This window comes from Streptomyces sp. NPDC050388, assembly GCF_040655635.1.
GTDB lineage: Bacteria > Actinomycetota > Actinomycetes > Streptomycetales > Streptomycetaceae > Streptomyces.
In genome coordinates this window covers 1-25,033 of record NZ_JBFAKH010000049.1, presented here as the reverse complement: position 1 = coordinate 25,033, position 25,033 = coordinate 1, and the positions used below count along the sequence as shown (strand labels likewise).

The 25,033-nt window shown below is 70.8% G+C and carries 14 protein-coding genes, 1 tRNA gene and 1 rRNA gene; 3 read left to right on the top strand and 13 right to left on the bottom strand.

What is annotated here, in order from left to right:
- Nucleotides 1–8: 8 nt before the first annotated feature.
- Together AB0I73_RS25805 and AB0I73_RS25800 are read left to right on the top strand one after the other, a co-directional pair.
- Complete coding sequence (locus tag AB0I73_RS25805) at nt 9–4,835, top strand: ATP-dependent helicase (RefSeq protein WP_363041064.1); 4,827 nt, start codon at nt 9–11, stop codon at nt 4,833–4,835.
- A gap of 45 nt (nt 4,836–4,880) precedes the next feature.
- A complete protein-coding gene (locus AB0I73_RS25800) occupies nt 4,881–5,735 on the top strand; it encodes a DNA-formamidopyrimidine glycosylase family protein (RefSeq protein WP_363041062.1) in 855 nt (284 codons plus the stop codon).
- Here the strand turns inward: AB0I73_RS25800 and AB0I73_RS25795 are convergent.
- The 10 genes from AB0I73_RS25795 to AB0I73_RS25750 all read right to left on the bottom strand — a co-directional run bounded on the left by AB0I73_RS25795 (nt 5,683) and on the right by AB0I73_RS25750 (nt 20,812).
- On the bottom strand, nt 5,683–6,003 hold the full coding sequence (locus AB0I73_RS25795) for a hypothetical protein (protein ID WP_363041060.1): 321 nt from the start codon (nt 6,001–6,003) through the stop codon (nt 5,683–5,685). The two genes, AB0I73_RS25800 and AB0I73_RS25795, sit on opposite strands and share 53 nt — an antisense overlap.
- A gap of 194 nt (nt 6,004–6,197) precedes the next feature.
- Entirely contained in the window at nt 6,198–6,668 is a 471-nt protein-coding gene (locus AB0I73_RS25790; RefSeq protein WP_363041059.1) for a DNA starvation/stationary phase protection protein, read from the bottom strand.
- Nucleotides 6,669–6,849: 181 nt separating this feature from the next.
- The gene (locus AB0I73_RS25785; RefSeq protein ID WP_363041057.1) at nt 6,850–7,230 is read right to left on the bottom strand and encodes a helix-turn-helix transcriptional regulator; all 381 of its coding nucleotides are present in this window, start codon (nt 7,228–7,230) and stop codon (nt 6,850–6,852) included.
- Between the two features lie 109 nt (nt 7,231–7,339).
- On the bottom strand, nt 7,340–7,885 hold the full coding sequence (locus tag AB0I73_RS25780) for a CinA family protein (RefSeq protein WP_363041055.1): 546 nt from the start codon (nt 7,883–7,885) through the stop codon (nt 7,340–7,342).
- The gene (pgsA, locus tag AB0I73_RS25775; RefSeq protein ID WP_363041053.1) at nt 7,882–8,709 is read right to left on the bottom strand and encodes a CDP-diacylglycerol--glycerol-3-phosphate 3-phosphatidyltransferase; all 828 of its coding nucleotides are present in this window, start codon (nt 8,707–8,709) and stop codon (nt 7,882–7,884) included. Before pgsA ends, AB0I73_RS25780 begins: the two co-directional genes overlap by 4 nt.
- Complete coding sequence (gene rimO, locus AB0I73_RS25770) at nt 8,706–10,181, bottom strand: 30S ribosomal protein S12 methylthiotransferase RimO (RefSeq protein ID WP_363041051.1); 1,476 nt, start codon at nt 10,179–10,181, stop codon at nt 8,706–8,708. The genes pgsA and rimO overlap by 4 nt, the downstream gene beginning before the upstream one ends.
- Nucleotides 10,182–10,287: 106 nt before the next feature.
- The gene (locus AB0I73_RS25765) at nt 10,288–11,118 is read right to left on the bottom strand and encodes a RodZ domain-containing protein (RefSeq protein WP_363041049.1); all 831 of its coding nucleotides are present in this window, start codon (nt 11,116–11,118) and stop codon (nt 10,288–10,290) included.
- A 248-nt stretch (nt 11,119–11,366) separates the two neighbouring features.
- On the bottom strand, nt 11,367–14,135 hold the full coding sequence (locus tag AB0I73_RS25760) for a DNA translocase FtsK (RefSeq protein ID WP_363041047.1): 2,769 nt from the start codon (nt 14,133–14,135) through the stop codon (nt 11,367–11,369).
- 144 nt (nt 14,136–14,279) lie between these two features.
- Nucleotides 14,280–14,957, bottom strand: a complete 678-nt coding sequence (locus tag AB0I73_RS25755) for a response regulator (RefSeq protein WP_361461818.1) — start codon at nt 14,955–14,957, stop codon at nt 14,280–14,282.
- A 353-nt stretch (nt 14,958–15,310) separates the two neighbouring features.
- Nucleotides 15,311–20,812, bottom strand: coding sequence for a HAMP domain-containing protein (locus AB0I73_RS25750; RefSeq protein ID WP_363041045.1), 5,502 nt, complete (start codon nt 20,810–20,812; stop codon nt 15,311–15,313).
- A gap of 409 nt (nt 20,813–21,221) precedes the next feature.
- On the opposite strand from AB0I73_RS25750, the gene AB0I73_RS25745 reads away from it, so the two are divergent.
- On the top strand, nt 21,222–23,966 hold the full coding sequence (locus AB0I73_RS25745; RefSeq protein ID WP_363041043.1) for a SpoIIE family protein phosphatase: 2,745 nt from the start codon (nt 21,222–21,224) through the stop codon (nt 23,964–23,966).
- Nucleotides 23,967–24,018: 52 nt separating this feature from the next.
- On the opposite strand, the gene AB0I73_RS25740 is transcribed toward AB0I73_RS25745, so the two are convergent.
- The 3 genes from AB0I73_RS25740 to rrf form a co-directional block, all read right to left on the bottom strand.
- Nucleotides 24,019–24,091, bottom strand: a tRNA-Thr gene (locus tag AB0I73_RS25740).
- 78 nt (nt 24,092–24,169) lie between these two features.
- Nucleotides 24,170–24,832, bottom strand: coding sequence for a DegT/DnrJ/EryC1/StrS family aminotransferase (locus AB0I73_RS25735; RefSeq protein ID WP_363041121.1), 663 nt, complete (start codon nt 24,830–24,832; stop codon nt 24,170–24,172).
- Nucleotides 24,833–24,946: 114 nt separating this feature from the next.
- A 5S ribosomal RNA gene (gene rrf / locus AB0I73_RS25730) occupies nt 24,947–25,033 on the bottom strand; the annotation flags it as partial.

The following is a 25,033-nucleotide window of genomic DNA, read 5'->3' as shown; positions in this document are numbered from 1 at the left end:
ATGGACGCATGGTCAGCACTCCGCACCGAGCCCTGGACGGCTTCTCCGCCGCGACCCGCGGCTGGTTCACGGGGGCGTTCTCCGCGCCCACCGCGGCCCAGGTGGGTGCCTGGCGGGCCATCCACGAGGGGTCGGACGTGCTGGTCGTCGCCCCCACAGGCTCCGGCAAGACGCTGGCCGCGTTCCTCGCGGCCTTGGACCAGCTGGCCGCCACACCCCCGCCCGCGGACCACCGGAAGCGCTGCCGCGTCCTGTACGTCTCCCCGCTGAAGGCCCTGGCCGTCGACGTCGAGCGCAATCTCCGCAGTCCGCTGACCGGCATCCGCCAGGAGGCCGTGCGCCTGGGGCTGCCCGAGCCCGAGATCAAGGTCGGGATCCGCTCCGGCGACACTCCGCCCGCCGAGCGCCGGGCCCTGTCCACCCGCCCGCCGGACATCCTCATCACCACTCCGGAGTCCCTGTTCCTGATGTTGACGTCGGCCGCGCGGGACGCGCTGACGGGCGTGGAGACGGTGATCCTGGACGAGGTGCACGCGGTCGCCGGCACCAAACGCGGGGCGCACCTCGGGCTCTCCCTGGAGCGACTGGACGAACTGCTGCCCAGGCCGGCCCGCCGCATCGGCCTGTCGGCGACGGTCCGCCCGGTCGACGAGATCGCCCGTTTCCTGTCCCCGCGCGGCAAGGTGGAGATCGTCCAGCCCGAGGCCGGCAAGGAGTTCGACCTCTCCGTCGTGGTCCCGGTCGAGGACCTGGGTGAGCTGGGAGGCTCCCCGGCGGCCGACGGATCGGAGGGGGCGGAACGCCCGTCGATCTGGCCGCACGTCGAGGAGCGGATCGCCGACCTGGTCCAGTCCCACCGTTCGACGATCGTGTTCGCGAACTCCCGCCGTCTCGCGGAGCGCCTGTGCAACCGGCTCAACGAGATCGCCTACGAGCGGGCCACCGGGGAGCCGCTGGGCGAGCAGCACGCCCCGGCCGAGCTCATGGGCGGCTCCGGGGCCGCCCAGGGCGCGCCCGCCGTCATCGCCCGCGCGCATCACGGCTCGGTGTCCAAGGAGCAACGGGCCCTGGTCGAAGAGGACCTCAAGGCGGGCCGGCTGCCCGCGGTGGTGGCCACCTCCAGCCTGGAGCTGGGGATCGACATGGGCGCGGTCGACCTGGTGGTCCAGGTCGAGTCGCCGCCGTCGGTGGCCTCGGGGCTCCAGCGCGTCGGCCGCGCGGGCCACCAGGTGGGGGCGGTCTCCACGGGCGTGGTGTTCCCGAAGTACCGGGGCGACCTCGTCCAGGCCGCCGTGGTCACCGAGCGGATGCGGACCGGCGCCATCGAGTCGTTGCGGGTTCCCGCGAACCCGCTGGACGTCCTGGCGCAGCAGATCGTCGCGATGACGGCCATGGACACCTGGCAGTTCGACGATCTGCTGGCCATGGTGCGCCGGGCGGCCCCTTTCGCCTCACTGCCCGAGTCGGCCTTCACGGGCGTGCTGGACATGCTCGCCGGCCGTTATCCGTCCGACGCGTTCGCGGAGCTGCGCCCGCGCGTGGTGTGGGACCGGGTCACGGGCGAGATCACCGGCCGCCCGGGGGCGCAGCGCCTCGCCGTCACCTCCGGGGGCACGATCCCCGACCGGGGCCTGTTCGGGGTGTTCCTCGCGGGCGCCGACCCCAAGAAGGGCGGCGGACGGGTCGGCGAACTCGACGAGGAGATGGTCTACGAGTCCCGGATCGGCGACGTCTTCACGCTCGGCACCACCTCCTGGCGCATCGAGGACATCACGCGCGACCGTGTGCTGGTCTCTCCGGCCCCGGGCGTGCCGGGGCGGCTCCCGTTCTGGAAGGGGGACCAGCTGGGCCGCCCGCTGGAGCTGGGCCGCGCGGTGGGCGCGTTCCTGCGGGAGGTCGGCTCACTGTCTCCGCAGGAGGCGCGCCTGCGGCTCCTCGCCGCCGGGCTGGACGCCTGGGCCGCCGACAACGTGCTGTCCTACCTCGACGAACAGCGCCAGGCCTGCGGCCACGTCCCGGACGACCGCACGATCGTCGTGGAGCGTTTCCGTGACGAGCTCGGCGACTGGCGGGTCGTGGTGCACTCCCCGTTCGGGGCCCAGGTGCACGCCCCGTGGGCGCTCGCGCTCGGTGCCCGCCTCTCCGAGCGGTACGGCATGGACGCCCAGGTGATGCACGCCGACGACGGCATCGTGCTGCGCCTGCCGGACGCCGACCTGATGGGTCTGGACCTGCTCGACCAGGAGCCGGTGCGGACGGGCACCGAGTACGACGCGGACCGGGCGCCGCTGGATGCGGCGGACGTCGTCTTCGACAGGGGGGAGGTCGACCAGGTCGTCACCGACCAGGTGGGCGGCTCGGCGCTGTTCGCGTCCCGCTTCCGCGAGTGCGCCGCCCGTGCGCTGCTGCTTCCGCGCCGCAACCCCGGCAAGCGCACCCCGCTGTGGCAGCAGCGGCAGCGTGCCTCCCAGCTGCTCCAGGTGGCGGGCGAGTTCGGCTCGTTCCCGATCGTCCTGGAGGCCGTCCGCGAATGTCTCCAGGACGTCTTCGACGTTCCCGGGCTGGCCGAGCTGATGGGCGATCTGGAGTCCCGCAAGGTGCGGCTCGTCGAGGTCACCACCCCCGAGCCGTCCCCCTTCGCCCGCTCGCTCCTGTTCGGATACGTCGCCCAGTTCCTGTACGAGGGCGACTCCCCGCTCGCCGAGCGCCGTGCGGCGGCCCTGTCGCTGGACTCGCGGCTGCTGGCCGAGCTGCTCGGCCAAGCGGAGCTGCGCGAGCTGCTCGACGCCGAGGTGCTGGCCGAGCTGGAGCGCGAACTGCAGTGGCTCACCGAGGACCGGCGGGTCAAGGACGTGGAGGGCGTGGCCGACCTGCTGCGCGTACTCGGACCACTCACCGGGGCCGAGCTGGCGGAGCGGGGTGCCGAGCCGGGGTGGGCGGAGGAGCTGGCCTCGGCCCGCCGCGCGATCCGGGTCCGCGTCGCCGGCACCGAGCACTGGGCGGCGGTCGAGGACGCCGGGCGCCTGCGCGACGCGCTGGGCACGGCGCTGCCGGTCGGCGTGCCGGAGGCGTTCACCGAGCCGGTCAAGGACCCGCTGGGCAACCTCCTCGCACGGTACGCCCGGACCCACGGCCCGTTCACGTCGGCCGCCGCCGCGGCCCGCTTCGGGCTGGGCGTGGCGGTCACCGAAGGCGCCCTGCAGCGGCTCTCGGCAGCGGGCAGGATCGTCCAGGGCGAGTTCCACCCGGCCGGGATCGGCCAGGAGTGGTGCGACGCGACCGTGCTGCGCAGGCTGCGCCGCCGTTCCCTGGCCGCCCTGCGGCATGAGCTGGAACCGGTGCCGCCGACCGCGCTCGCCCAGTTCCTCCCCCAGTGGCAGCACATCGGCAGGGGACACACGCTGCGCGGCGTCGACGGGCTGGTGCGCGCCGTCGAGCAGTTGCAGGGTGCGTCCGTGCCCGCGTCCTCCCTGGAGAAGCTGGTCCTGCCTTCCCGGGTCGCGCACTACTCCCCCGCGATGCTGGACGAACTCACGGCCGCCGGAGAGGTGGTGTGGGCCGGTGCCGGTTCCCTCCCGGGAAAGGACGGCTGGGTCTCCCTGTACCTCGCGGACGCGGCCCCGCTGCTCCTGCCGCCCGCACAGCCCCTGGAGACGACCGCCCTGCACCAGTCGGTGCTGGACGCCCTCGCCGGCGGCTACGGCCTGTTCTTCCGCCAGATCGCCGACCAGGTCCGCGCCACCACCCACCCCGAGGCCACCGAGCCCCAGCTGGCCGACGCCCTCTGGGACCTGGTCTGGTCCGGCCGGCTGACCAACGACACCCTCGCCCCCATGCGCTCCCTGCTGGGCTCGGGCCGTACCGCGGGCTCGACCGCCCACCGCGCGAAGCGCCCGGTGCCACGCGGCCGCTACGGCTCGCTCACGGCAGCCGCCCGCGGTATCTCCCGCACCGGCCCCCCGACCGTCGCCGGACGCTGGTCGCTGCTCCCGGACCGGGAGGCCGACCCCACGGTCCGTGCCCACGCACTGGCCCGCACCCTGCTCGACCGGCACGGCGTGGTGACTCGGGGCGCCGTCTCGGCGGAGGGCGTCGAGGGAGGTTTCTCCGCGGTCTACCGCGTCCTGTCCGCCTTCGAGGAGACCGGGCAGGCCCGGCGCGGTTATGTGGTCGAAGGGCTGGGGGCCGCCCAGTTCGCCATGGACGGCGCGGTGGACCGCCTCCGCGCGGCGGCCAACGCCCGCGAGCGGGGGGAGGCCCTCCCCGGCCCGGACCCGGACGGGAGCGGCTCCGGTCTCCTCGACGGCGACTCCGCCCCCTTCGCCCTCCATGGCTTGACCCCGCCCGCCGACGGCTCCCGCGACCTCGCTCCCGGTCCCCGGCAGTACGGGGGGCGTCCCTCGTACGACCCCTTCGCGGGCCGCCGCACCGGCCCGGACCTCGCCCTGCGGGCCGTCGTCCTGGCTGCCGCCGATCCCGCGAACGCGTACGGTGCCGCGCTGAGCTGGCCCGAGCCCCCGACGGGCGCCGGGCACAAGCCCGGCCGCAAGGCGGGCTCGCTGGTGGTGCTCGTCGACGGTGAGTTGACGCTCTACGTGGAGCGCGGCGGCAAGACGGTACTGGCCTGGCCCGCGGACCCGGACGGGGAGCCCGCCGACGACCCCCGCCTCCCGGCCGCGGCAGAAGCACTCGCGGCGGCCGCGCGCGGGGGCTCCCTCGGCACGGTCACGGTGGAGCGCCTCAACGGCGCTTTCGCCCTGACGTCCCCGCTCGGGGCGCTTCTGGAGGCCGCGGGCTTCGTCGCGACCCCCCGAGGCCTGCGCCTGCGCCCCTGACCAGCGGCCCCCCGCCCGCCGCGCGAGGCGTGCGACCCTTGCCCCATGCCCGAAGGAGACACCGTCTGGCAGGCCGCGCGGCAGCTGCACGGCGCCCTCGCCGGCACGGTGCTGACCCGCAGCGACCTGAGGGTGCCCAGGTTCGCCACGGCCGACCTCACCGGCCGCGCCGTCCTGAACGTCACCCCGCGCGGCAAACACCTGCTCACCCGTGTCGAGGGCGGTCTGACCCTGCACTCGCACCTGCGGATGGACGGCTCCTGGCGGGTGTACGCGCACGGGCAGCGCTGGAGCGGCGGCCCCGCCCACCAGATCCGCGCGATCCTGGGCAACGCCGACCGCACCGCCGTCGGCTACCGTCTGCCCGTCCTCGAACTCCTGCGCACCACCGACGAGAACCGCGTGGTCGGCCACCTCGGCCCCGACCTCCTGGGCCCGGACTGGGACCCCGGCCTGGCGCTGGCGAACCTTCTCCAGGACCCGGCCCGTCCGCTCGGCGAAGCCCTGCTGGACCAGCGCAACCTCGCCGGGGTCGGCAACGTGTACAAGAGCGAGCTCTGTTTCCTGCTCGGTGTCACGCCCTGGCTCCCCGTCGGCGAACTGTCCGGCGAACGCGCCGCGAAGCTGCCCGAGCTCGCCAGGAAGCTGCTGGTGCACAACCGCGACCGCCCGATCCGCAACACCACCGGCCGCCGCGGCCGGGACCTGTTCGTCTACGGCCGCGCGGACCGCCCCTGTCTGCGCTGCCGGACCCCGGTCCGCCGGGCCGACCAGGGCGACGGTTCCCGCGAGCGCCCCACCTACTGGTGCCCCGCCTGCCAGCCGGGCCCGGCCCCCGGAGCGGCCTTCACCACCGGCCGGTCTCCCCGTCCGGACGGGGGCGCGGCGACGCCGTGGTGACCGTGGATGTGGTGTCGGCCGGTGTGCCTGTCCCGGGTGCGGCCGCGCCCTGGTGCCAAGCCCGACGCCAGCGCCCGGCCGCCAGGGCTCCTTCCGCCCGCGCCTTCGGCATGCAGTGCACCGGAAGCACGCTCAGCCCCCATCCCCCGACCGCGACCGCCGCCTCCAGCGCTCCCGCGTCGGGCACGAGCAACAGCCGCGCCACGGCCCACCACCACAGCATCCCGAGCCCCAGCGCCGCACCCCGGCGGACTGCCCGCACCCTCATGGCCCCCACCTCCGGCACCTCCAGCCGGACGCTATAGGGGCACTCATCCGGGCAGCCAGGGCGCACCGCCGGCACACGGGCGCACCACGCCCCGCGCCTGCCGCCGCGCCGATGCCGCCCCAGGCCGCGTACGCCACGTGTGCCCCGTGGGCCGCACACCCACCCCGCCGCTCAGCACAGAGCCCGGGGCCACGTCACCCGTTCTCGGCCTGGAACATCCAGTGCTGCTTCTCGAGATCCGCCGTCGCCGAGATGAGGATGTCCTGGCTCACCGGGTCCGGCTCGGCGGTCGCACCGACCCGCTCGCGCATCCGCTCGATCACCGCGCCCAGTGCGTCCACCATGGCGCCCACCGCGGCCGTGTCGTCGACCCAGCCCTCGGGCGTCACCCCGATGCCGCTGCCGACGGCCACCGTCGCGGCGCGCCCGTCGGGTGAGACGCCCAGCGCCGCGGCACGCTCCGCCACGGTGTCGGAGTGCGTCCGCGCGAGGGTCACCACCTCGTCGAGCTGCAGGTGCACGGAACGGAAACGCTGCCCGACGACGTTCCAGTGGATCTGCTTCGCCACCAGAGCGAGGTCCACCAAGTCGACGAGGGCCCCCTGGAGCGCCTCGGACACGGTTTTCAGGTTCTCGTCGGACAACGGGCTCTTCACGACGTACATCCGCGCCTCCAAGGCTGGTCACCGCGTGTGGATTTCTCCCTCATTCCCTCAACCATCGCCGCCACGCACCGGACCGGCAAACGCACGCACCGGGAAGCCGTGGGCAAGCGAAAACCCCGGCGGCGCCCCTCCGGATCTTCCGGAAGGACCCCGGCCGGGGCCTCTCACACCTTCACACCGCTCAGGCGGCGACGACGTCGACCGCCTCGGCGGGCGCCTTGATGGTCACCCGTTCCGGTGGCACGCCGGTCACCGAGACGGAACCCAGCATCGGACGGACCGACGCGGGCACGGGCTCGTTGGGGGTCGCCGCAGCCGACCGGGCCAGCTCGGCGAGGGCGAGCTCGTCGCTCACTTCCCGCATGAGCTCGGACATCCGTACGTCCAGCGCGTCGCAGATCGCGGAGAGCAGCTCGGAGGAAGCCTCCTTCTGCCCCCGCTCCACCTCGGAGAGATAGCCGAGTGAGACTCGGGCGGACGAGGAGACTTCGCGCAGAGTACGGCCCTGGCGCTGGCGCTGCCGACGCAGCACGTCACCCAGCAGGCGACGGAGCAGAATCATCGGTGGCTCCCTCCTCGGGCCGTGTATCCGGATCCTTCTCGCCCCACCGTACCGCCTTGCGCTGCGGCCGTGCGGGGAGCGATGTCGTGTTCTCTCTGGGCTGCAAACATCAAAACCCCCCGTTCCGTTCCGTATCCTGTGCCCGCTCATTCCCGGTCTGTTGGCCCGCAAGCTCCCCGAGAAGCAGTGCGAGTACGCTCCGTACACTCTCCATACGAATTTCCGCCCGGTCGCCGTTCAATCGCAGATGCTCCACTTTTCCGCCACCGGCAAAGACGGAATCCGTCACCGACGGCCCGCACACCGCCACATAGACCGTCCCGACGGGTTGCCCGTCCTGGGGGTCCGGGCCGGCGACACCTGTGGTCGCGATGCCCCAGTCGGTGCCCAGCGCCTTGCGGACGCCGACCGCCATCTCGGCCGCCACCTGCGGATCCACCGCTCCGCGCTGCGCCAGCAGGGTGGCGTCGACGCCGAGCAGTCCGTGCTTCAGCTCGGTGGCGTAAGCCGTCACCGAGCCGCGGAAGACCTTCGACGCTCCGGGCACGGAGGTGATCTCCGCCGCGACCAGACCGCCGGTGAGCGACTCGGCGACGGCCAGCGTCTCACCCTTGACGGTGAGTAGTCGCACTGCTTCGGCAGCCGGGGAACTCAAGCTTCCGGCTCTTTCAACGCCGCTTCGCGCTCGATGATTCCCTTCCTGCGCAGCACCATGGCCTGCCTCACATAGTCGAGTCCGGTCACGACGGTGAGCACGACGGCCGCCGCCATCACCCAGAACCGCAGGGTGGCCAACCACCCGGTCAGCGCCAGCACGTACATGCCGACGGCCACGCCCTGGGTGAGGGTCTTGAGCTTGCCCCCGCGACTTGCCGGGATCACGCCGTGGCGAATGACCAGAAAACGCAGCAGGGTGACGCCGAGTTCCCGGCCGAGGATGACTCCGGTGACCCACCAGGGGAGGTCACCCAGCGCGGAGAGGCAGATCAGCGCCGCTCCCATGATCGCCTTGTCGGCGATGGGGTCGGCGATCTTGCCGAAGTCGGTGACGAGGTCGTAGGTGCGTGCCAGATGACCGTCGAACAGGTCGGTGATCATGGCGACGGCGAAGGCCGCCCACGCGAACGCGCGCCAGGCCGGGTCGTATCCGCCGTCGGCGAGCATGAGGGCGACGAAGGCCGGTACGAGCACCAGCCGGAGCATGGTGAGCAGGTTGGCGACGTTCCAGACGCTGGCCTGGTTCACGGCCGCCGCCGTGATCTTCCCGCCCCGCGCCGACTGCCCGTCACGGTCACGGTCGTCGTTGCCCTGGCCATTGCCGTTCCCGCCTGGGACGCGGTCGGTCATGCCGCCGGAAACCGAGGACCGGGAGGCGTCACCGCCCGCGGTCCCACCGGCCCTCGGGCGGCCCGCCGGCCCCGCCGACGCCCTCCTCGCGCCGGAGGGGCCTCCCGCCGCGGATGCCGGGACACCCGTCATCTGCCAGCCTCCTGACTCAACGCGGGCGAACCCTGGAAGAGCGGCTCGGCCACCAGGTCGACACCTTCCGTGCCGACGACCTTCGCCTCGACCATACGGCCCGGACGCAGACCGGTGCCGTTCGTGAGCAGCACCTGACCGTCCGTCTCGGGGGCCTGGTGCGCCGCACGCCCGTACACGCCCTCCTCGTCGTCGACGGACTCCACCAGCACGTGCACGGTCTCGCCGACCCGCTCCTCGGCACGCTGCGAGACGAGTTCCTCGGCCATCCGGGAGACATGCGCCAGCCGCTCGGCGACGATGTCCTCGTCCAGCTTGTGCTCGTACGTCGCCGCTTCGGTGCCCTCCTCGTCGGAGTAGCCGAAGACACCGATGGCGTCCAGCCGGGCGTGGTTCAGGAACCGCTCGAGTTCGGCGAGGTCGGCCTCGGTCTCGCCGGGGAAGCCGACGATGAAGTTGGAGCGCACACCGGCCTGCGGTGCCTTGCTCCGGATGGTGTCGAGGAGCTCCAGGAAGCGGTCGGTGTCGCCGAAGCGGCGCATCGCCCGCAGCACGTCGGGCGCGGAGTGCTGGAAGGACAGGTCGAAGTAGGGGACGACTCCGGGCGTGGAGGTCAGTACGTCGATCAGGCCGGGGCGCATCTCGGCGGGCTGGAGGTAGCTGACGCGGACCCTCTCGATGCCGTCGACCTCGGCGAGTTCGGGCAGCAGGGACTCCAGGAGGCGGATGTCGCCGAGGTCCTTGCCGTAGGAGGTGTTGTTCTCGGAGACCAGCATGATCTCCTTCACGCCCTGCTCGGCCAGCCACCGCGTCTCGTTCAGCACATCGCTCGGGCGGCGCGAGATGAAGGAACCGCGGAAGGACGGGATGGCGCAGAAGGAGCAGCGCCGGTCGCAGCCGGAGGCGAGCTTCACCGAGGCGACCGGGGTGCCGTCCAGTCGGCGCCGCAGGGGCGCGCGGGGTCCGGAGGCCGGGGCGACGCCGTCGGGGAGGTCCACCGGGCCGTGCCCCGGAAGGGCGACGGACGGGGCGGACTCCTGGCGCTCGGCGGGGCTGATCGGCAGCAGCTTGCGTCGGTCGCGGGGGGTGTGGGAGGCGTGGATGCCGCCGTTCAGGATGGTCTGGAGGCGGTCCGAGATGTCGGTGTAGTCGTCGAAGCCGAGCACGCCGTCGGCCTCGGGGAGCGCCTCGGCCAGTTCCTTGCCGTACCGCTCGGCCATGCAGCCCACCGCCACCACGGCCTGCGTTCTTCCGTGGCCCTTGAGGTCGTTGGCCTCCAGGAGGGCGTCGACGGAGTCCTTCTTGGCGGCTTCGACGAAGCCGCAGGTGTTCACGACGGCGACGTCCGCTTCCCCGGCGTCCTCCACGAGCTGCCAGCCGTCCGCCTCCAAACGGCCTGCGAGCTCCTCCGAGTCCACCTCGTTACGGGCGCAGCCAAGGGTGACGAGTGCGACGGTGCGGCGTTCAGGCATGGGCTCAAGACTACTTCGTCCCGCTGACCCCCCATGTCGACGGGGTTGACCGACGGGGCTGGCCGATCCCGGCCGGCCCCGTCGGCGAAGCGTCGTCCGCCTCCGGCTACCCGGCCTGCGGGTCGCCCTTCGTGTACGTGAGGCGCTCCACGGCCCCCGGCTGCCAGTCGTCCTCGATCTTCTTGCCGTTGACGAAGAGGTCGATCGCGCCGGCGTCACCGAGTACCAGGTTGATCTTCGTGCTGTCCTGGAAGGTCTTGGAGTCGCCCTGTTTGAGCAGCCCGTCGAAGAGCAGCCGGCCGCTGTGGTCCTTGGCGGAGATCCAGCTGCGCCCGTCGGGGGCGCTCACCATGACGGTCACCTTGTCCTGCGGCGCGGCCGCGATGGCGCTGTCCGAGGGTTCCGGCTCGGGGTCTGCGGGCTTCTTGGACTCGGGGGTGGGCGATGCGGACGTGCTGGGGGTGGCGCTGTCGGCGACGTTCTTCTTGCCGCCTTCGTCGCCGCCCTTGACCAGGGTGAACCCGACGAAGCCGACCACGACGACGATCGCGGCGACCATGGCCGCGGTCCAGTTGGGTCCGCGCCGCTCCGGGCGGATGCGTTCCGCCTCGAACAGGGGGGCGGCCGGGGTGGGAGCCGGGCGGCCTCCGTGCTCGGCCTCGTACTGGGCGATCAGCGGGGCAGGGTCGAGCTGCACGGCCCTGGCCAGGCTCCGGATGTGCCCGCGCGCGTAGACGTCACCGCCGCAGGGCTCGAAGTCGTCCGCCTCGATGGCACGCACGATGGTGATACGGACCCGGGTGGCGGTGGTGACGTCGTCGACGGTGAGGCCGGCGGCGATGCGCGCCTGCTGCAGCGCACGGCCGACGGAGGGGCGGGCTTCCTCGGATACGTCTTCGAACGGACGCTCGTCTTCAGGAGAGTTGCCGATGGACACGGGGGCGCCTTTCGAGCGTGTAGCCACCTGTGCTGGAGGTTCAGTCTAGGGGGACGACAAAAGGATGGGGCAACCGGGCGGTAGGACTTTGTAGGCCATCGGAATGGCCCGAGACACCGATGGCGAACCTGCGGTTTGGCACTTCCCTCACGTTGACGTACGCCGAAGGGAAACGGTTGCGCGGTGAGCCCTTACGGGTGGGTCACGATCCGCCGTCCGGCTGCGGCGGAGCAACGGCCGCGTCCCTCCTACCCTTCAGACTCCCCCCGGATCAGCGCGAGCACGCCATCCAGCTCATCGGCCTTCACAAGAACGTCACGCGCCTTCGAACCCTCGCTCGGTCCGACGATGTTCCGGGACTCCATGAGGTCCATGAGCCGACCGGCCTTCGCGAAGCCCACGCGCAGCTTGCGCTGGAGCATGGAGGTCGACCCGAACTGGGTGGAGACGACCAGTTCGGCCGCCTGGCACAGCAGGTCGAGGTCGTCGCCGATGTCCTCGTCGATCTCCTTCTTCTGCTTGGCCCCGACGACGACGTCCTCACGGAAGACGGGCGCCATCTGGTCCTTGCAGTGCTGGACGACGGCCGAGACCTCCTCCTCGGTCACGAACGCGCCCTGCATGCGCGTGGGTTTGTTCGCGCCCATCGGCAGGAACAGCCCGTCGCCCTTGCCGATCAGCTTCTCGGCGCCGGGCTGGTCGAGGATGACCCGCGAGTCGGCCAGCGAGGAGGTGGCGAAGGCCAGCCGGGAGGGCACGTTCGCCTTGATCAGGCCGGTGACGACATCGACCGACGGCCGCTGTGTGGCGAGCACCAGGTGGATGCCGGCCGCCCGCGCGAGCTGCGTGATCCGCACGATGGCGTCCTCGACGTCGCGCGGGGCGACCATCATCAGGTCGGCCAGTTCGTCGACGATCACCAGCAGGTAGGGGTACGGCTGGAGCTCCCGCTCGCTGCCCTCGGGCGGTTTGGCCTTGCCCTCGCGCACCGCGCGGTTGAAGTCGTCGATGTGCCGGTAGCCGTAGGCGGCGAGGTCGTCGTAACGCAGATCCATCTCACGTACGACCCACTGGAGGGCCTCGGCGGCCCGCTTGGGGTTGGTGATGATCGGTGTGATCAGGTGCGGGATGCCCTCGTAGGCGGTGAGTTCCACGCGCTTGGGGTCGACCAGGATCATCCGGACGTCCTCCGGGGTCGCCCGCATCATGACCGAGGTGATCAGGCAGTTGATGCAGGACGACTTGCCGGAGCCGGTGGCACCGGCGACCAGCATGTGCGGCATCTTCGCCAGCGAGTCCATCACGTAGCCGCCCTCGACGTCCTTGCCGAAGGCGACCAGCATCGGGTCGTCGTCCTCGGCGGACTCCGCGAGGCGCAGCACGTCACCGAGGTTGACCATCTCCCGGTCGGTGTTGGGGATCTCGATGCCGACGGCGGACTTGCCGGGAATGGGGCTGATGATGCGCACGTCGGGGCTGGCGACGGCGTACGCGATGTTCTTCGTCAGCGCGGTCACCCGTTCGACCTTGACGGCCGGTCCGAGCTCCACCACATAGCGGGTGACCGTCGGACCGCGGGTGAAGCCGGTGACGGCGGCGTCCACCTTGAACTCGGTGAAGACCTTCCGCAGGGCTTCGACTATGGCGTCGTTGGCCGCGCTGCGCGCCTTGCCCGGACCGCCGCGGGTGAGCAGGTCGAGCGAGGGCAGCGAGTAGGTGATGTCACCGGAGAGCCGGAGCTGCTCCGCGCGGGCGGGCAGGTCTCGTGGTTCGGCGGGCGGCGCCTTCGTCATGTCCAGGATGCCCGCCTCGGGCCTCTCCTGCTTCGGCTCGCCCTCCCTCGGCTTCTCCTGCCGGGGACGTGCGGACGGGACCGGTGTCGGCGTGGTCGGCTCGCGGTCCCCCACGCGTACGCCCTGGGTGAGGTCGGCGACGATCGGCGAGGGCGGCATCCCGTGCAGCACGGCACCGTCGAGCGCGGCGGCGGCAGCGGCGGCCACGTCCACGGCGTCCATCGGCCGGTTCGTGTCGGGCTGCGGCACCGCGGACCGGCGCGGGCGGGAGCGTCGCCGGGAGAGCGCTTCCTGCTCCGCGATGTCGGGGATGTCGGGGTCGTACTCCTGGGGCGCCCGTCCGCGGCCGCGGCGGCTCGCGGGCAACGCCTCGCGCCACTGCTCCTCGTAGCGCTCGTCGTCATCGCCGTACTCGCCGTACTCCTCCGGCGTCCGGTCGTGGACGAGCCCCAGCTTGGTACCGAGCAGCCGCAGCCGCTGCGGGACGGCGTTGACCGGGGTGGCCGTGACGACCAGCAGACCGAAGACGGTGAGCAGCACCAGCAGGGGCACGGCGAGCACATCGGTCACGGTGTACGACAGTGGCGTGGACACGCCCCAGCCGATGAGTCCGCCGGCGTCCCGTATCGCGTGCATGCCGTCGCTGCGGGCGGGCGAGCCGCAGGCGATGTGGATCTGGCCGAGCACCCCGATGAGGAGGGCCGACAGACCGATGACGATGCGGCCGTTGGCCTCCGGCTTCTCCGGGTGCCGGATGAAGCGCACGGCGACGCCCCCGACCAGGATCGGCACCAGCAGGTCGAGCCGGCCGAAGGCACCGGTGACCAGGATCTCCACGAGGTCGCCCACGGGCCCCTCGAGGTCGGCCCAGGTGCCCGCGGCGACGACGAGTCCGATGCCGAGCAGCAGCAGCGCGAGGCCGTCCTTGCGGTGGGCGGGGTCGAGGTTCCTGGCGCCCTGCCCCATGCCGCGGAAGACCGCCCCGACGGCGTGCGCCAGGCCGAGCCACAGGGCGCGCACCAGGCGGTAGACGCCGCCCGTCGGGCTGGGAGCCGGCTTGGGCACGGGTTTCCTCGCCGCGGCCTTCTTGGCCGCAGTGGCTTTCCTCGCCGTGGCCTTCTTCGCGGGAGGCTTCTTGGCAGCGGCCTTCTTCGCCGGAGCCTTCGCGGAAGCAGCCGCCTTCTTCGCGGGTGGCTTCTTGGCGGCGGAGGGACGTGAGGCCATGGGGGTGAGGTTACCGGTGGAGGCGCCTGTGGACACGCGTGCCAGATGCTTCACCCGTTCGTGTCGCTTCGACGGGGGCGCCGAACTGACGCCACCTCATCCCGGGACCGTGCCGGGTGAGCGGCAAGAGCCGTACCCTGCGGGTCAGTTCTGCGACGGCATCGGCGACGCGGGGCCCGTACCCGGCTCCAGCGCGTCCAACGCGCGCCGCAACCCCGTGAGCTTGCGCTCCAGGTGGGCCGCCGTGGCCACCGCGGCCGCGTCGGTCGATTCGTCGTTGAGCTGCTTGGTCAGGGCCTCGGCCTGTTCCTCGACAGCCGCAAGCCGCGCGGAGAGCTCGGCGAGCAGGCCGACGGGCTCCTTCTGCTCCCCGGCCTCCTTCTCGTCGCCCTCCAACTGGAGCCGCAGCAGCCCCGCCTGCTCCCTCAGCTGACAGTTCTTCATGTACAGGTCGACGAACACCGAGACCTTCGCGCGCAGCACCCACGGGTCGAACGGCTTGGAGATGTAGTCGACCGCACCTGCCGCGTAGCCGCGGAAGGTGTGGTGCGGGCCGTGGTTGATCGCGGTGAGGAAGATGATCGGGATGTCCCGGGTCCGCTCCCGCCGCTTGATGTGGGCCGCGGTCTCGAAGCCGTCCATGCCCGGCATCTGGACATCCAGCAGGATGACCGCGAAATCATCCGTGAGCAGCGCCTTGAGCGCTTCCTCCCCGGACGATGCCCGTACCAGCGTCTGATCGAGCGCCGAGAGGATCGCCTCCAGCGCCAGCAGATTCTCCGGCCGGTCATCGACCAGGAGGATCTTGGCCTTCTGCACCATGGCCCGCCCTCCTCGCCCCGGCTTGGGGCCTCCCCTGTCCGCAGGACCTGGATGGGCACCGGCGGGTGCCGCCCCAGGGGACGGCTCCCTTGCGCCGCCCGTCCTCGTGCCGGTCATCGTAGCCGCACCCCGCCTGTCGCCACACCCTGTCACCGTGATGTCACTGTGCACGTGGTGGAAACGCGGCAGGAGACCAGAAGGTTCCCCGGATCACGTGCTTCTACACAACTTCGCACACACCACGACAACGATTCTCCGTGCGCGGCGAAGTCTCCCACCACCATCGCACGCCGAGAGGGCGCCGCCCACGCGCCCCCTCTCCCGTGGTGCCGCCCTCAGGCCCTCACACCCCCTCAGATCCCCCCAGACCCCCTCAGCCCCCTCAGTCCCCTCATCCATTCCTGCATCACCAACAGCAGGTGATCGGGGTCGACGGGCTTCGTCACGTAGTCGGAGGCTCCCGACTCGATCGCCTTCTCACGGTCGCCCTTCATCGCCTTCGCGGTGAGCGCGATGATGGGGAGCCCCGCGAACTGCGGCATCCGACGAATCGCCGTCGTCGTCGCATAACCGTCCATCTCGGGCATCATGATGTCCATCAGGACGACCGCCACGTCGTCGTGCTGCTCCAGCACCTCGATGCCCTCGCGGCCGTTCTCCGCGTACAGCACGGAGAGGCCGTGCTGCTCCAGGACGCTGGTCAGCGCGAACACGTTACGGATGTCGTCGTCGACGATGAGCACCTTCTGTCCGCCGAACCGGATACCGCGGTGCGACCGGGCCACCGGTTCCTGCTCCTGCTCCGTGCCGGACCCCTGTTCGGGAGCCTGCGGTGCGGGCCCCCGCTCCAGCTGGGGCAGTGGCCTGCGGCGCCGCCGGAACAGCGAGGCCGGACCGTTCTGGATCTCCCGGTACGACGTCACCTCGGCCGGTGTCACGACCGCGGGGCCGGCGGACGCCGCCGACTCCGCCGGACCGCCGCTCTCCAACGACGGCATGGACTGCTGGTAACCGTGCGGGGGCAACTCGCTCGGATACAGCGGGAGATACAGCGTGAACGTCGAACCGCGGCCCGGCTCGCTCTGCGCGTGGATCTCACCGCCGAGCAGCTGCGCGATCTCCCTCGAGATGGACAGCCCGAGCCCCGTGCCGCCGTACTTGCGGCTGGTCGTGCCGTCCGCCTGTTTGAACGCCTCGAAGATCACCCGCATCTTGCTGCCGGCGATCCCGATACCCGTGTCGGACACCGAGAACGCGATCAGGTCGGCGTCCGGGTCGGTCAGCGAACCGGCCTCCAGCAACTGCTCCCGGATGGCCTGCGGAACGTCGTCCCGAGCCGGCCGGATGACCAGCTCGACCGACCCGGAGTCGGTGAACTTCACCGCGTTCGACAGCAGGTTGCGCAGCACCTGGAGCAGCCGCTGCTCGTCGGTGTGCAGCGTGGCCGGCAGCTCCGGGGAGACCCTGACCGACAGGTCCAGGCCCTTCTCCGCGGTCAGCGGCCGGAAGGTGGCCTCCACGTAGTCCACGAGCTGGACGAGCGCGATACGCGTCGGGGAGACGTCCATCTTGCCCGCCTCGACCTTCGACAGGTCGAGGATGTCGTTGATCAGCTGCAGCAGGTCGGAGCCCGCACCGTGGATGGTCTCGGCGAACTCGACCTGCTTCGGGGAGAGGTTCCCCTCGGCGTTGTCGGCGAGCAGCTTGGCCAGGATCAGCAAGGAGTTGAGCGGCGTCCGCAGCTCGTGCGACATGTTGGCCAGGAACTCGCTCTTGTAGCGCATGGAGACCGCGAGTTGCTCGGCGCGCTCCTCCAGGACCTGCCGTGCCTCCTCGATCTCGGTGTTCTTCACCTCGATGTCGCGGTTCTGCCGCGCCAGCAGCTCGGCCTTCTCCTCCAGTTCGGCGTTGGACGCCTGCAGCGCTTTCTGCCGCTGCTCCAACTCGACCGAACGTTCACGGAGTTGCTCGGTCAGCTCCTGTGACTGAGCCAGCAGCAGCTCCGTCTTGGTGTTCACCGAGATGGTGTTGACGCTCGTCGCGATCATCTCGGCGATCTGGTTCAGGAAGTCCTTCTGGATGTGCGTGAACGGAGTGAAGGAGGCCAGTTCGATGACGCCCAGCACGGTCCCCTCGAACAGCACCGGAAGCACGATCACCTGGGCCGGCGGTGCCTCCCCGAGCCCCGAGGAGATCTTCAGGTAGCCAGTGGGCGCGTTCTCCACCAGAATCGTGCGCTTCTCCATGGCGGCCGTCCCGATGAGCCCCTCACCGGGCCGGAACGACGTCGGCATGGAGCCCGGCGAGTAGCCGTACGAACCGAGCATGCGCAGCTCGTACTGGTCGTTCTCGGCGACGCTCGCGTCCTCCCCGTCGACCAGCGGCATCGAGAGGAAGAACGCGCCGTGCTGCGCGGAGACCACGGGCGTCAGCTCGCTCATGATCAGCGAGGCCACGTCCTCCAGGTCCCGGCGGCCCTGCATCAGCGCGGAGATGCGGGCCAGATTGCCCTTCAGCCAGTCCTGCTCCTTGTTGGCGATCGTGGTGTCGCGCAGGTTGGCGATCATCTTGTTGATGTAGTCCTGGAGTTCCTGGATCTCCCCGGACGCGTCCACGTCGATCTTCAGGTTCAGGTCGCCGCGGGTCACCGCCGTCGCCACGCGCGCGATGGCCCGCACCTGCCGGGTCAGGTTCCCGGCCATCTCGTTCACGGATTCGGTCAGGTCCCGCCAGGTCCCGTCGACGTCCCGCACGCGTGCCTGACCGCCGAGCTGGCCCTCGGTGCCCACCTCCCGGGCCACCCGCGTGACCTCCTCGGCGAAGCTCGACAGCTGGTCCACCATCGTGTTGATGGTGGTCTTCAGCTCCAGGATCTCGCCCCGCGCGTCGATGTCGATCTTCTTCGTCAGGTCGCCCTTGGCGATGGCCGTGGTCACCATGGCGATGTTGCGCACCTGACCGGTCAGATTGGACGCCATCCGGTTCACGGACTCGGTGAGGTCCTTCCACGTACCGGCCACACCCGGCACGTGCGCCTGACCGCCGAGGATGCCGTCCGTACCCACCTCGCGGGCCACCTTGGTGACCTGCTCGGCGAACGAACTCAGCGTCCGCACCATGATGTTGATGGTGTCGGCGAGCTGCGCCAGCTCACCGCGCGCCTCGATGGTGACCTGCCGCGTCAGGTCACCGTTGGCGACCGCGGCGGAGACCTCGGAGATGTTCCGCACCTGGGTGGTGAGGTTCTTGGCCATCAGGTTGACGTTGTCGCTCAGGTCCTTCCAGATGCCCGTGACCCCGGGTACGTGGGCCTGGCCGCCGAGGATGCCCTCGGTGCCCACCTCACGCGCCACCCTGGTCACCTGCTCGGCGAACGACGACAGCTGGTCCACCATCGTGTTGACGGTGGTGACGAGCGCGAGGATCTCGCCCTTGGCATCGACGGTGATCTTCTTCGACAGATCGCCCTGGGCCACCGCCGTGGTGACCTCGGCGATGTTGCGCACCTGGAGGGTCAGGTTGTTCGCCATGCCGTTCACCGACTGGGTGAGGTCCTTCCAGGTGCCGGAGACGCCCTGCACCTCGGCCTGACCGCCGAGCTGGCCCTCGGTACCCACCTCCCGGGCCACCCGCGTGACCTCCTCGGCGAAGCTCGACAGCTGGTCCACCATCGTGTTCAGGGTGTTCTTCAGCTCCAGGATCTCGCCGCGCGCGTCCACGGTGATCTTCTGCGACAGGTCACCCCGGGCCACCGCCGTCGCCACCTGGGCGATGTTCCTCACCTGCGCGGTGAGATTGCCGGCCATGCCGTTCACGGAGTCGGTGAGGTCGCGCCACACCCCGGCGACACCGGGCACCTGCGCCTGGCCCCCGAGCCGGCCCTCGGTGCCCACCTCGCGGGCCACGCGTGTGACCTGGTCGGCGAAGCTCGACAACTGGTCCACCATCGTGTTGACGGTGTTCTTCAGCTCCAGGATCTCGCCGCGCGCGTCCACGGTGATCTTCTGCGACAGGTCACCCCGGGCCACCGCCGTGGTGACCTGGGCGATGTTGCGCACCTGACCGGTCAGATTGGACGCCATCGAGTTGACGGAGTCGGTGAGTTCCTTCCAGGTGCCCGACACGCCGTCCACGCGGGCCTGACCGCCCAGGCGGCCCTCCGTGCCCACGTCCCGGGCCATGCGTGTGACCTGGTCGGCGAAGCTCGACAACTGGTCCACCATCGTGTTGACGGTGTTCTTCAGCTGGAGCATCTCACCGGAGACATCGACGGTGACCTTCTGCGACAGGTCACCGTTGGCCACCGCCGTCGTCACCTGGGCGATGTTCCTCACCTGACCGGTGAGGTTGCGGAACGCGGTGTTGACGGAGTCCGTCAGGTCCTTCCAGGTCCCCGCCGCCCCCGGCACCTGCGCCTGCCCGCCCAGCTCACCCTCGACACCGACCTCGCGCGCCACCCGCGTGACCTCGGCGCCGAAGGAGGACAGCTGGTCCACCATCGTGTTGACGGTGTTCTTCAGCTCCAGCATCTCGCCGGCCACGTCCACGGTGACCTTCTGCGACAGGTCACCGTTGGCCACCGCCGTCGTCACGGCGGCGATGTCCCTCACCTGGGTGGTCAGGTTCCGGAACACGGTGTTGACGGAGTCCGTCAGGTCCTTCCAGATACCGGCGGCGCCCGGCACGTTCGCCTGACCGCCCAGCTGCCCCTCGGCCCCGACCTCGTTGGCGACCCGGGTCACCTCGTCCGCGAAGATCCGCAGCGTCTCGGTCATCTGGTTGATCGTCTCGGCCAGCTGAGCGACCTCGCCGCGCGCCGGTACGGTCACCTTCCGTGACAGGTCGCCGTTGGCGACGGCGGTCGTCACCTCCGCGATCCCGCGCACCTGGGCCGTCAGGTTCCCGGCCATGGTGTTCACCGAATCGGTGAGTTCCTTCCACACGCCGTCCACCCCGGGCACCTGCGCCTGTCCGCCCAGCGCCCCCTCGGTGCCCACCTCGCGCGCGACGCGCGTCACCTCGGAGGAGAACGCCGAGAGCTGGTCGACCATCGTGTTGACGGTGTTCTTCAGCTCCAGCATCTCGCCTTCGACATGCACGGTGACCTTGCGTGACAGGTCGCCACGGGCGACCGCCGTCGTCACCAGCGCGATGTCGCGCACCTGCGCCGTCAGCCGCTCCGCCATGGTGTTGACCGAGTCCGTGAGGTCCTTCCACGAACCGGACATGCCGCGCACCCGGGCCTGACCGCCCAGCTTGCCCTCGGTACCGACCTCGCTGGCCACGCGGGTGACCTCGTCGGTGAAGCTCGACAGTTGGTCGACCAGGTTGTTGACGGTACGGCCGACCTTCAGGAACTCTCCGCGCAGCGGCTGACCCGACCCGTCGGTGACCTGCGTCCGCAACTCCATCCGCGGCGACAGATCACCCTCGGCCACCGCCGACAGCACCCGGCTGACCTCGGAAACGGGCCGTGCCAGATCGTCCACCAGCGCGTTCGAGTTGTCGATCGCGGTCGACCAGGAGCCCTCACAGGGCCCCGTCTCCAGGCGCTCGGTGAGCTTCCCCTCACGCCCCACCATGCGCCGCACCCGCGCCAGTTCACCCGTCAGATGAAGATTGCGGTCGGCCACCTCGTTGAAGACCGCGGCGATCTCCGACATCGGGCCGTCACCGGACACCGTGAGCCGCTTGCGGAAGTTGCCGTCCCGCATCGCCACCAGGGCCACCATCAAACGGTTCAGGGCCGCCGAGTCCACCTCGGTGGTCCCGCCCCGCGCCCTGCCCTGCCCACTCAGGGACCGTCCGCCCTTCGCGCGCGTGTTCGTGCCCCGCGTCGCTGCGCCAGACTCCACTGTGTCCCTCCCGCAGGGGTCGACCGTTACTGCTCGTGCTCGGGCACCGCCGCACGGCGTACCCGCGAAAGCTGTTCCTACTGTTTACTCTGCTTACTCGTGCATGTTCCTGTACTGCCGCGATACCTGCCCGGCACGGAAGACACCCCGCCTGTCCGGACCTTCGCAACAACAAGCCTGCCCAGTGTTTCACCCCCACCGAACCAGGCCATAACAGTTCGGCAGCTTCGCACATCGTCCGCACAGCTTCCGAGCGTCGGACGCCTCCGGACGGAAACACCGCAGACCGGCATCCGCTCGGACCGCGAAGGTAAGTAACCTTGCATGCGGCTGTCCAGCCACGCCGGTCCGTCCGGCCCGGGCGATGGCCGGCACGGAGTCGAGCGGGCATCGGAGGGCGGCCGCACACATGACCACCGGACTGATCCCGGGGGACCAGCCCCCGGACCCACGGCCGACGAACGGCCTGCCGCACCAGCGGGACGAACCGGTCGGCCGTGGAACCATGCCCGCAGAGAACCTGTCGAGGAGTTCTGTGATCACCGCGCGCGCGGCCGCCAGCTTCGAGCCCGTCGGGCGCTCGGTCGCGAGTGCCCGCGCCTTCGTCCGCGACACCCTCCAGGGGTGGGGGTTCGCCGACATCATCGACGACGCCGTGGTCCTCACCAGTGAGCTCGTCACCAACGCCGTGGTCCACGCCGGCACCTCCGCCGACCTCCTGTGCCTGCGCAGTGACGACGGCGTACGGATCGAGGTGGCCGACCGGTATCCGGAACGCGAAGTGCCGCTCCAGGGCTCGGCCGCCACCATGGGCAGCCCCGACCGCGAGGGCGGACGCGGCCTCCAGCTCTGCGCGGCCCTGGCCGACCGCTGGGGCGTGGAGTACAGCCCCACCTACAAGACCGTCTGGTTCCAACTCGACATGCCCGAGCGTCCGGTGGGCACCCGCGCGGCCGGTCCGGCACTGCCGTCCGACCTCCTGCCCATCGCCGACACCCGGGTCCGCGTCGCCGTCGTGCAGATCGACCGGATCGGCGCCATCTCCTCCTGGAACGAAGACGCGGAAGAACTCTTCGGATACAGAGCCGACCAGGTCACCGGCAAGCCGCTCACCGATCTCGCGGCCTGGCCGCACACTCCCGGCACCGGCACCGGCATCGCGGAGGCGCTCCAACTCTCCCGCTGGGAAGGCAGCTACGGCATAAGGGACGCCCACGGCCGAGTGACCCCCGTCTACGCCTCCCACCTGCGCGTCCGCGACGCGGACGGTGACCCGTCCACCGTGTGCCTCCTCGTCAGGGACCACGAACGGGCCGTCCTGCAGACCCCATTGCGAGTCACCGCCTCCGACGCCTCCGAGAACCAGAGCACCGACCCCTTCGAGGTGTTCATCGGCTCGCCCGCCCCCGACGACCTCGACAGCCTCCTCCAGCGCACGGTGGAACGCGCCCGCGACATGCTCGACGGCGACTCCGCCTTCCTCCTGCTCGCCACCGACGACGAGACCGAACTCGAGGTACGCGCCTCCACCGGTCTGCCCTCCGCCCGACAGCGCTTCGCCCGCGTCCCGGTGGAGGCCGGCTCCGGCCGCTACGGCTCCGCCCGGATGCCGTCCGTCCACGACGACCTCACCGCCCTGCCCGGCGCGGTCCCCCTCCTCAACGGCACCGGCATGCGCTCGGTCGTCACCGTCCCGCTCAAGGTCGAGGGCCGTCTCACCGGCTCTCTCGGCGTCGCCGCGGAGGGAGCCGGCAGATACTCCAATGAGGAGGCGCTGCGCCTCCAGTTCGCCGCCGACCGCATCGCCCTGGCCGTCGAGTCGGCCCGCCTGGGCGAGCTGGAACGACTGCGCCGCGGCTCACTGAGCTTCCTCGTCGAGGCCTCCGACCTGTTGGCCGGCACCCTGGACCGCGACCAGACCCTGGCGCTCATGGCCCAGATGACCGTCCCCACCCTGGCCACCTGGTGCGCCGTCTACACGATCGCCGACCAGGCCTCCGAGCCGTATCTCTCCTACGTCCTGCACGAGGACGAGGAACTCATCGACGGCATCAAGTCCCTGCTCTCGAAGATGGCCCCGCCCGACCCGGTCCCCACCCCCGGCGCCCGCGTATGGTCGGCGCCCGGCGAGGTGGCCCACCAGGCGGCCCTGCGCACCTCCATGCGCAGCCTCGGCCTGAGCGGCGGCCCGAGCAACCAGGTCACCTCCGGCATCGGCCCCACCCTCACGACGGCCTCCGCGGTGGGCGGCGAGACGGTGGTCCTCCCCCTGGTCGCCCGCAACCGCGTCATCGGCATGCTGACGCTCGGCAAACCGACCGACGAACACTTCCGGCAGGAGATCCTGGAACTCGCCGAGGACCTCTCCCGCAGGGCCGCCCTGGCCCTGGACAACGCCCGTCTCTACTCCGAGCGCACGGCCATCAGCCAGTCCCTCCAGCGCAGCCTCCTGCCGCCGGAACTCCCCGTGATCGACGGCGTCGAGGTCGAGGTCATCTACCGCGCGGCCGGCGAAGGCAATGAGGTCGGCGGCGACTTCTACGACCTGTTCCCGATCAGCGACGGCGCCTACGGCTTCGCCATCGGCGACGTCTGCGGTACGGGCCCGAACGCCGCGGCCGTCACCGGGCTGGCCCGGCACGCGCTCCGGCTGCTGGCCCGCGAGGGCCTCAGCGGCCCGGCGGTCCTCGAGCGCCTGAACTCCGCCATCCTCGACGAGGGCGCCCGCAGCCGCTTCCTCACCCTCCTGTACGGCGAGCTGCGCCCGCAGGAGGACGGCAGCGCGGAGTTGAAGGTGGTGTGCGCGGGCCACCCCCTCCCGCTGCGCCTGCGCCAGGACGGCACCGTGGAACCCGCCGCCGAACCGCAACCCCTCCTCGGTGTCCTCGAGGACCTGGACCTGTACGAGCAGACGGTCGTCCTCGACCCGGGCGACGTCCTGCTGTGCGTCACCGACGGTGTCACCGAGCGCCGTGAGGGCCTGAACATGCTGGGCGACGACGGCCTCGCCGAGGTCCTGACGACCTGCACGGGCCTCACTGCGGGCGCGGTCGCCGCCCGCATCATGCGCGCCGTGGAACGCTTCGCCTCCGACGCCCCCTCCGACGACATGGCGATCCTCGCCATGCGCGTCCCGGGCCTCCACCAGGACTGAGAGCCAGGGCATGAGAAAGGCCCCGCCCGGGAGGGCGGGGCCTTTCTGTCGGAGCCCCCAAACGGAATCGAACCGTTGACCTTCTCCTTACCATGGAGACGCTCTGCCGACTGAGCTATAGGGGCCTGTTGCCGCTCTGCGGTTTCCCGCGTTGGCAACGGAATAGATCATACCCTGACCAGCCCTGTGCTCCCAACCACGGTTCAGAGAGCCGGCTGAAGCAGCCCGCCCAGCGCGTTGCAGGCCGACGCGACACGCTGCATGTCCCGCTTGGTCAGCGAGGCGTCCACGGGCAGGGCCAGCGTCTCGTCGGCAGCCCGCTCGGTCTCGGGCAGGGAAACGCACCGTCGGAATCCGGGCAGCCGGTGCACGGGCGTCTTCACCGGCACCCTGCAGTCAACCCCCTTGGCCCGTACGGCCCGTGCAAAAGCGTCCCGGTCCGGGCGACCGTTCCCGGGCACTCGCACGACGTACTGCTGGTAGGTGTGCCCGTCGCCACCGTCGGGCGTTCGAACACCCCGCAGTTTCACGTCGAGATAGGCCGCCCGCGCCCTGCGCCGAGCGATCTCGTCGTACGGCCCCTCGAACTCCCCACGCTCCAGTATCAGCAGGCCGTGCCGCTGCCCGAGGATGTGCAACCGGGCGATGTCGGCCTGCCTGCCGAAGCGGTGGACGGCAACAACGGCTGCTGTCCGCGGAGTTATGGCGGCTTCCACAGCAGCCGGCGCGAGGCAGTAGGTCACCGGATCTATCTCGGCGAACACCGGCAACGCGCCTGCAAGGGCGACAGCCTCGGCGACTTCCACGTTCCCGAAGGCGGACACGACCACCTCGTCACCGACTCCGACACCGGCGGCCCTGAGCAGTGCAGCAGTACCCATGGGATGGATGCTCGTGGCGCAACGTGAACTTCAAGTGACGCAGAACAAAAAAGGGTTGGACCCCGAACCGAAGTTCGGAGTCCAACCCTGTCACAATTTGTTCGGCGGCGTCCTACTCTCCCACAGGGTCCCCCCTGCAGTACCATCGGCGCTCTGGGGCTTAGCTTCCGGGTTCGGAATGTAACC

Excerpts from the sequence above, each read along its gene's own strand:
- AB0I73_RS25755 (WP_361461818.1), bottom strand. The coding sequence starts at position 14,957 with ATGGTGCAGAAGGCCAAGATCCTCCTGGTCGATGACCGGCCGGAGAAT.
- AB0I73_RS25795 (WP_363041060.1), bottom strand. The coding sequence starts at position 6,003 with ATGAGGGTGCGGGCAGTCCGCCGGGGTGCGGCGCTGGGGCTCGGGATG.
- AB0I73_RS25760 (WP_363041047.1), bottom strand. The coding sequence starts at position 14,135 with ATGGCCTCACGTCCCTCCGCCGCCAAGAAGCCACCCGCGAAGAAGGCG.
- AB0I73_RS25800 (WP_363041062.1), top strand. The coding sequence starts at position 4,881 with ATGCCCGAAGGAGACACCGTCTGGCAGGCCGCGCGGCAGCTGCACGGC.
- AB0I73_RS25785 (WP_363041057.1), bottom strand. The coding sequence starts at position 7,230 with ATGATTCTGCTCCGTCGCCTGCTGGGTGACGTGCTGCGTCGGCAGCGC.
- AB0I73_RS25745 (WP_363041043.1), top strand. The coding sequence starts at position 21,222 with ATGACCACCGGACTGATCCCGGGGGACCAGCCCCCGGACCCACGGCCG.
- AB0I73_RS25805 (WP_363041064.1), top strand. The coding sequence starts at position 9 with ATGGTCAGCACTCCGCACCGAGCCCTGGACGGCTTCTCCGCCGCGACC.
- AB0I73_RS25790 (WP_363041059.1), bottom strand. The coding sequence starts at position 6,668 with ATGTACGTCGTGAAGAGCCCGTTGTCCGACGAGAACCTGAAAACCGTG.
- rimO (WP_363041051.1), bottom strand. The coding sequence starts at position 10,181 with ATGCCTGAACGCCGCACCGTCGCACTCGTCACCCTTGGCTGCGCCCGT.
- pgsA (WP_363041053.1), bottom strand. The coding sequence starts at position 8,709 with ATGACGGGTGTCCCGGCATCCGCGGCGGGAGGCCCCTCCGGCGCGAGG.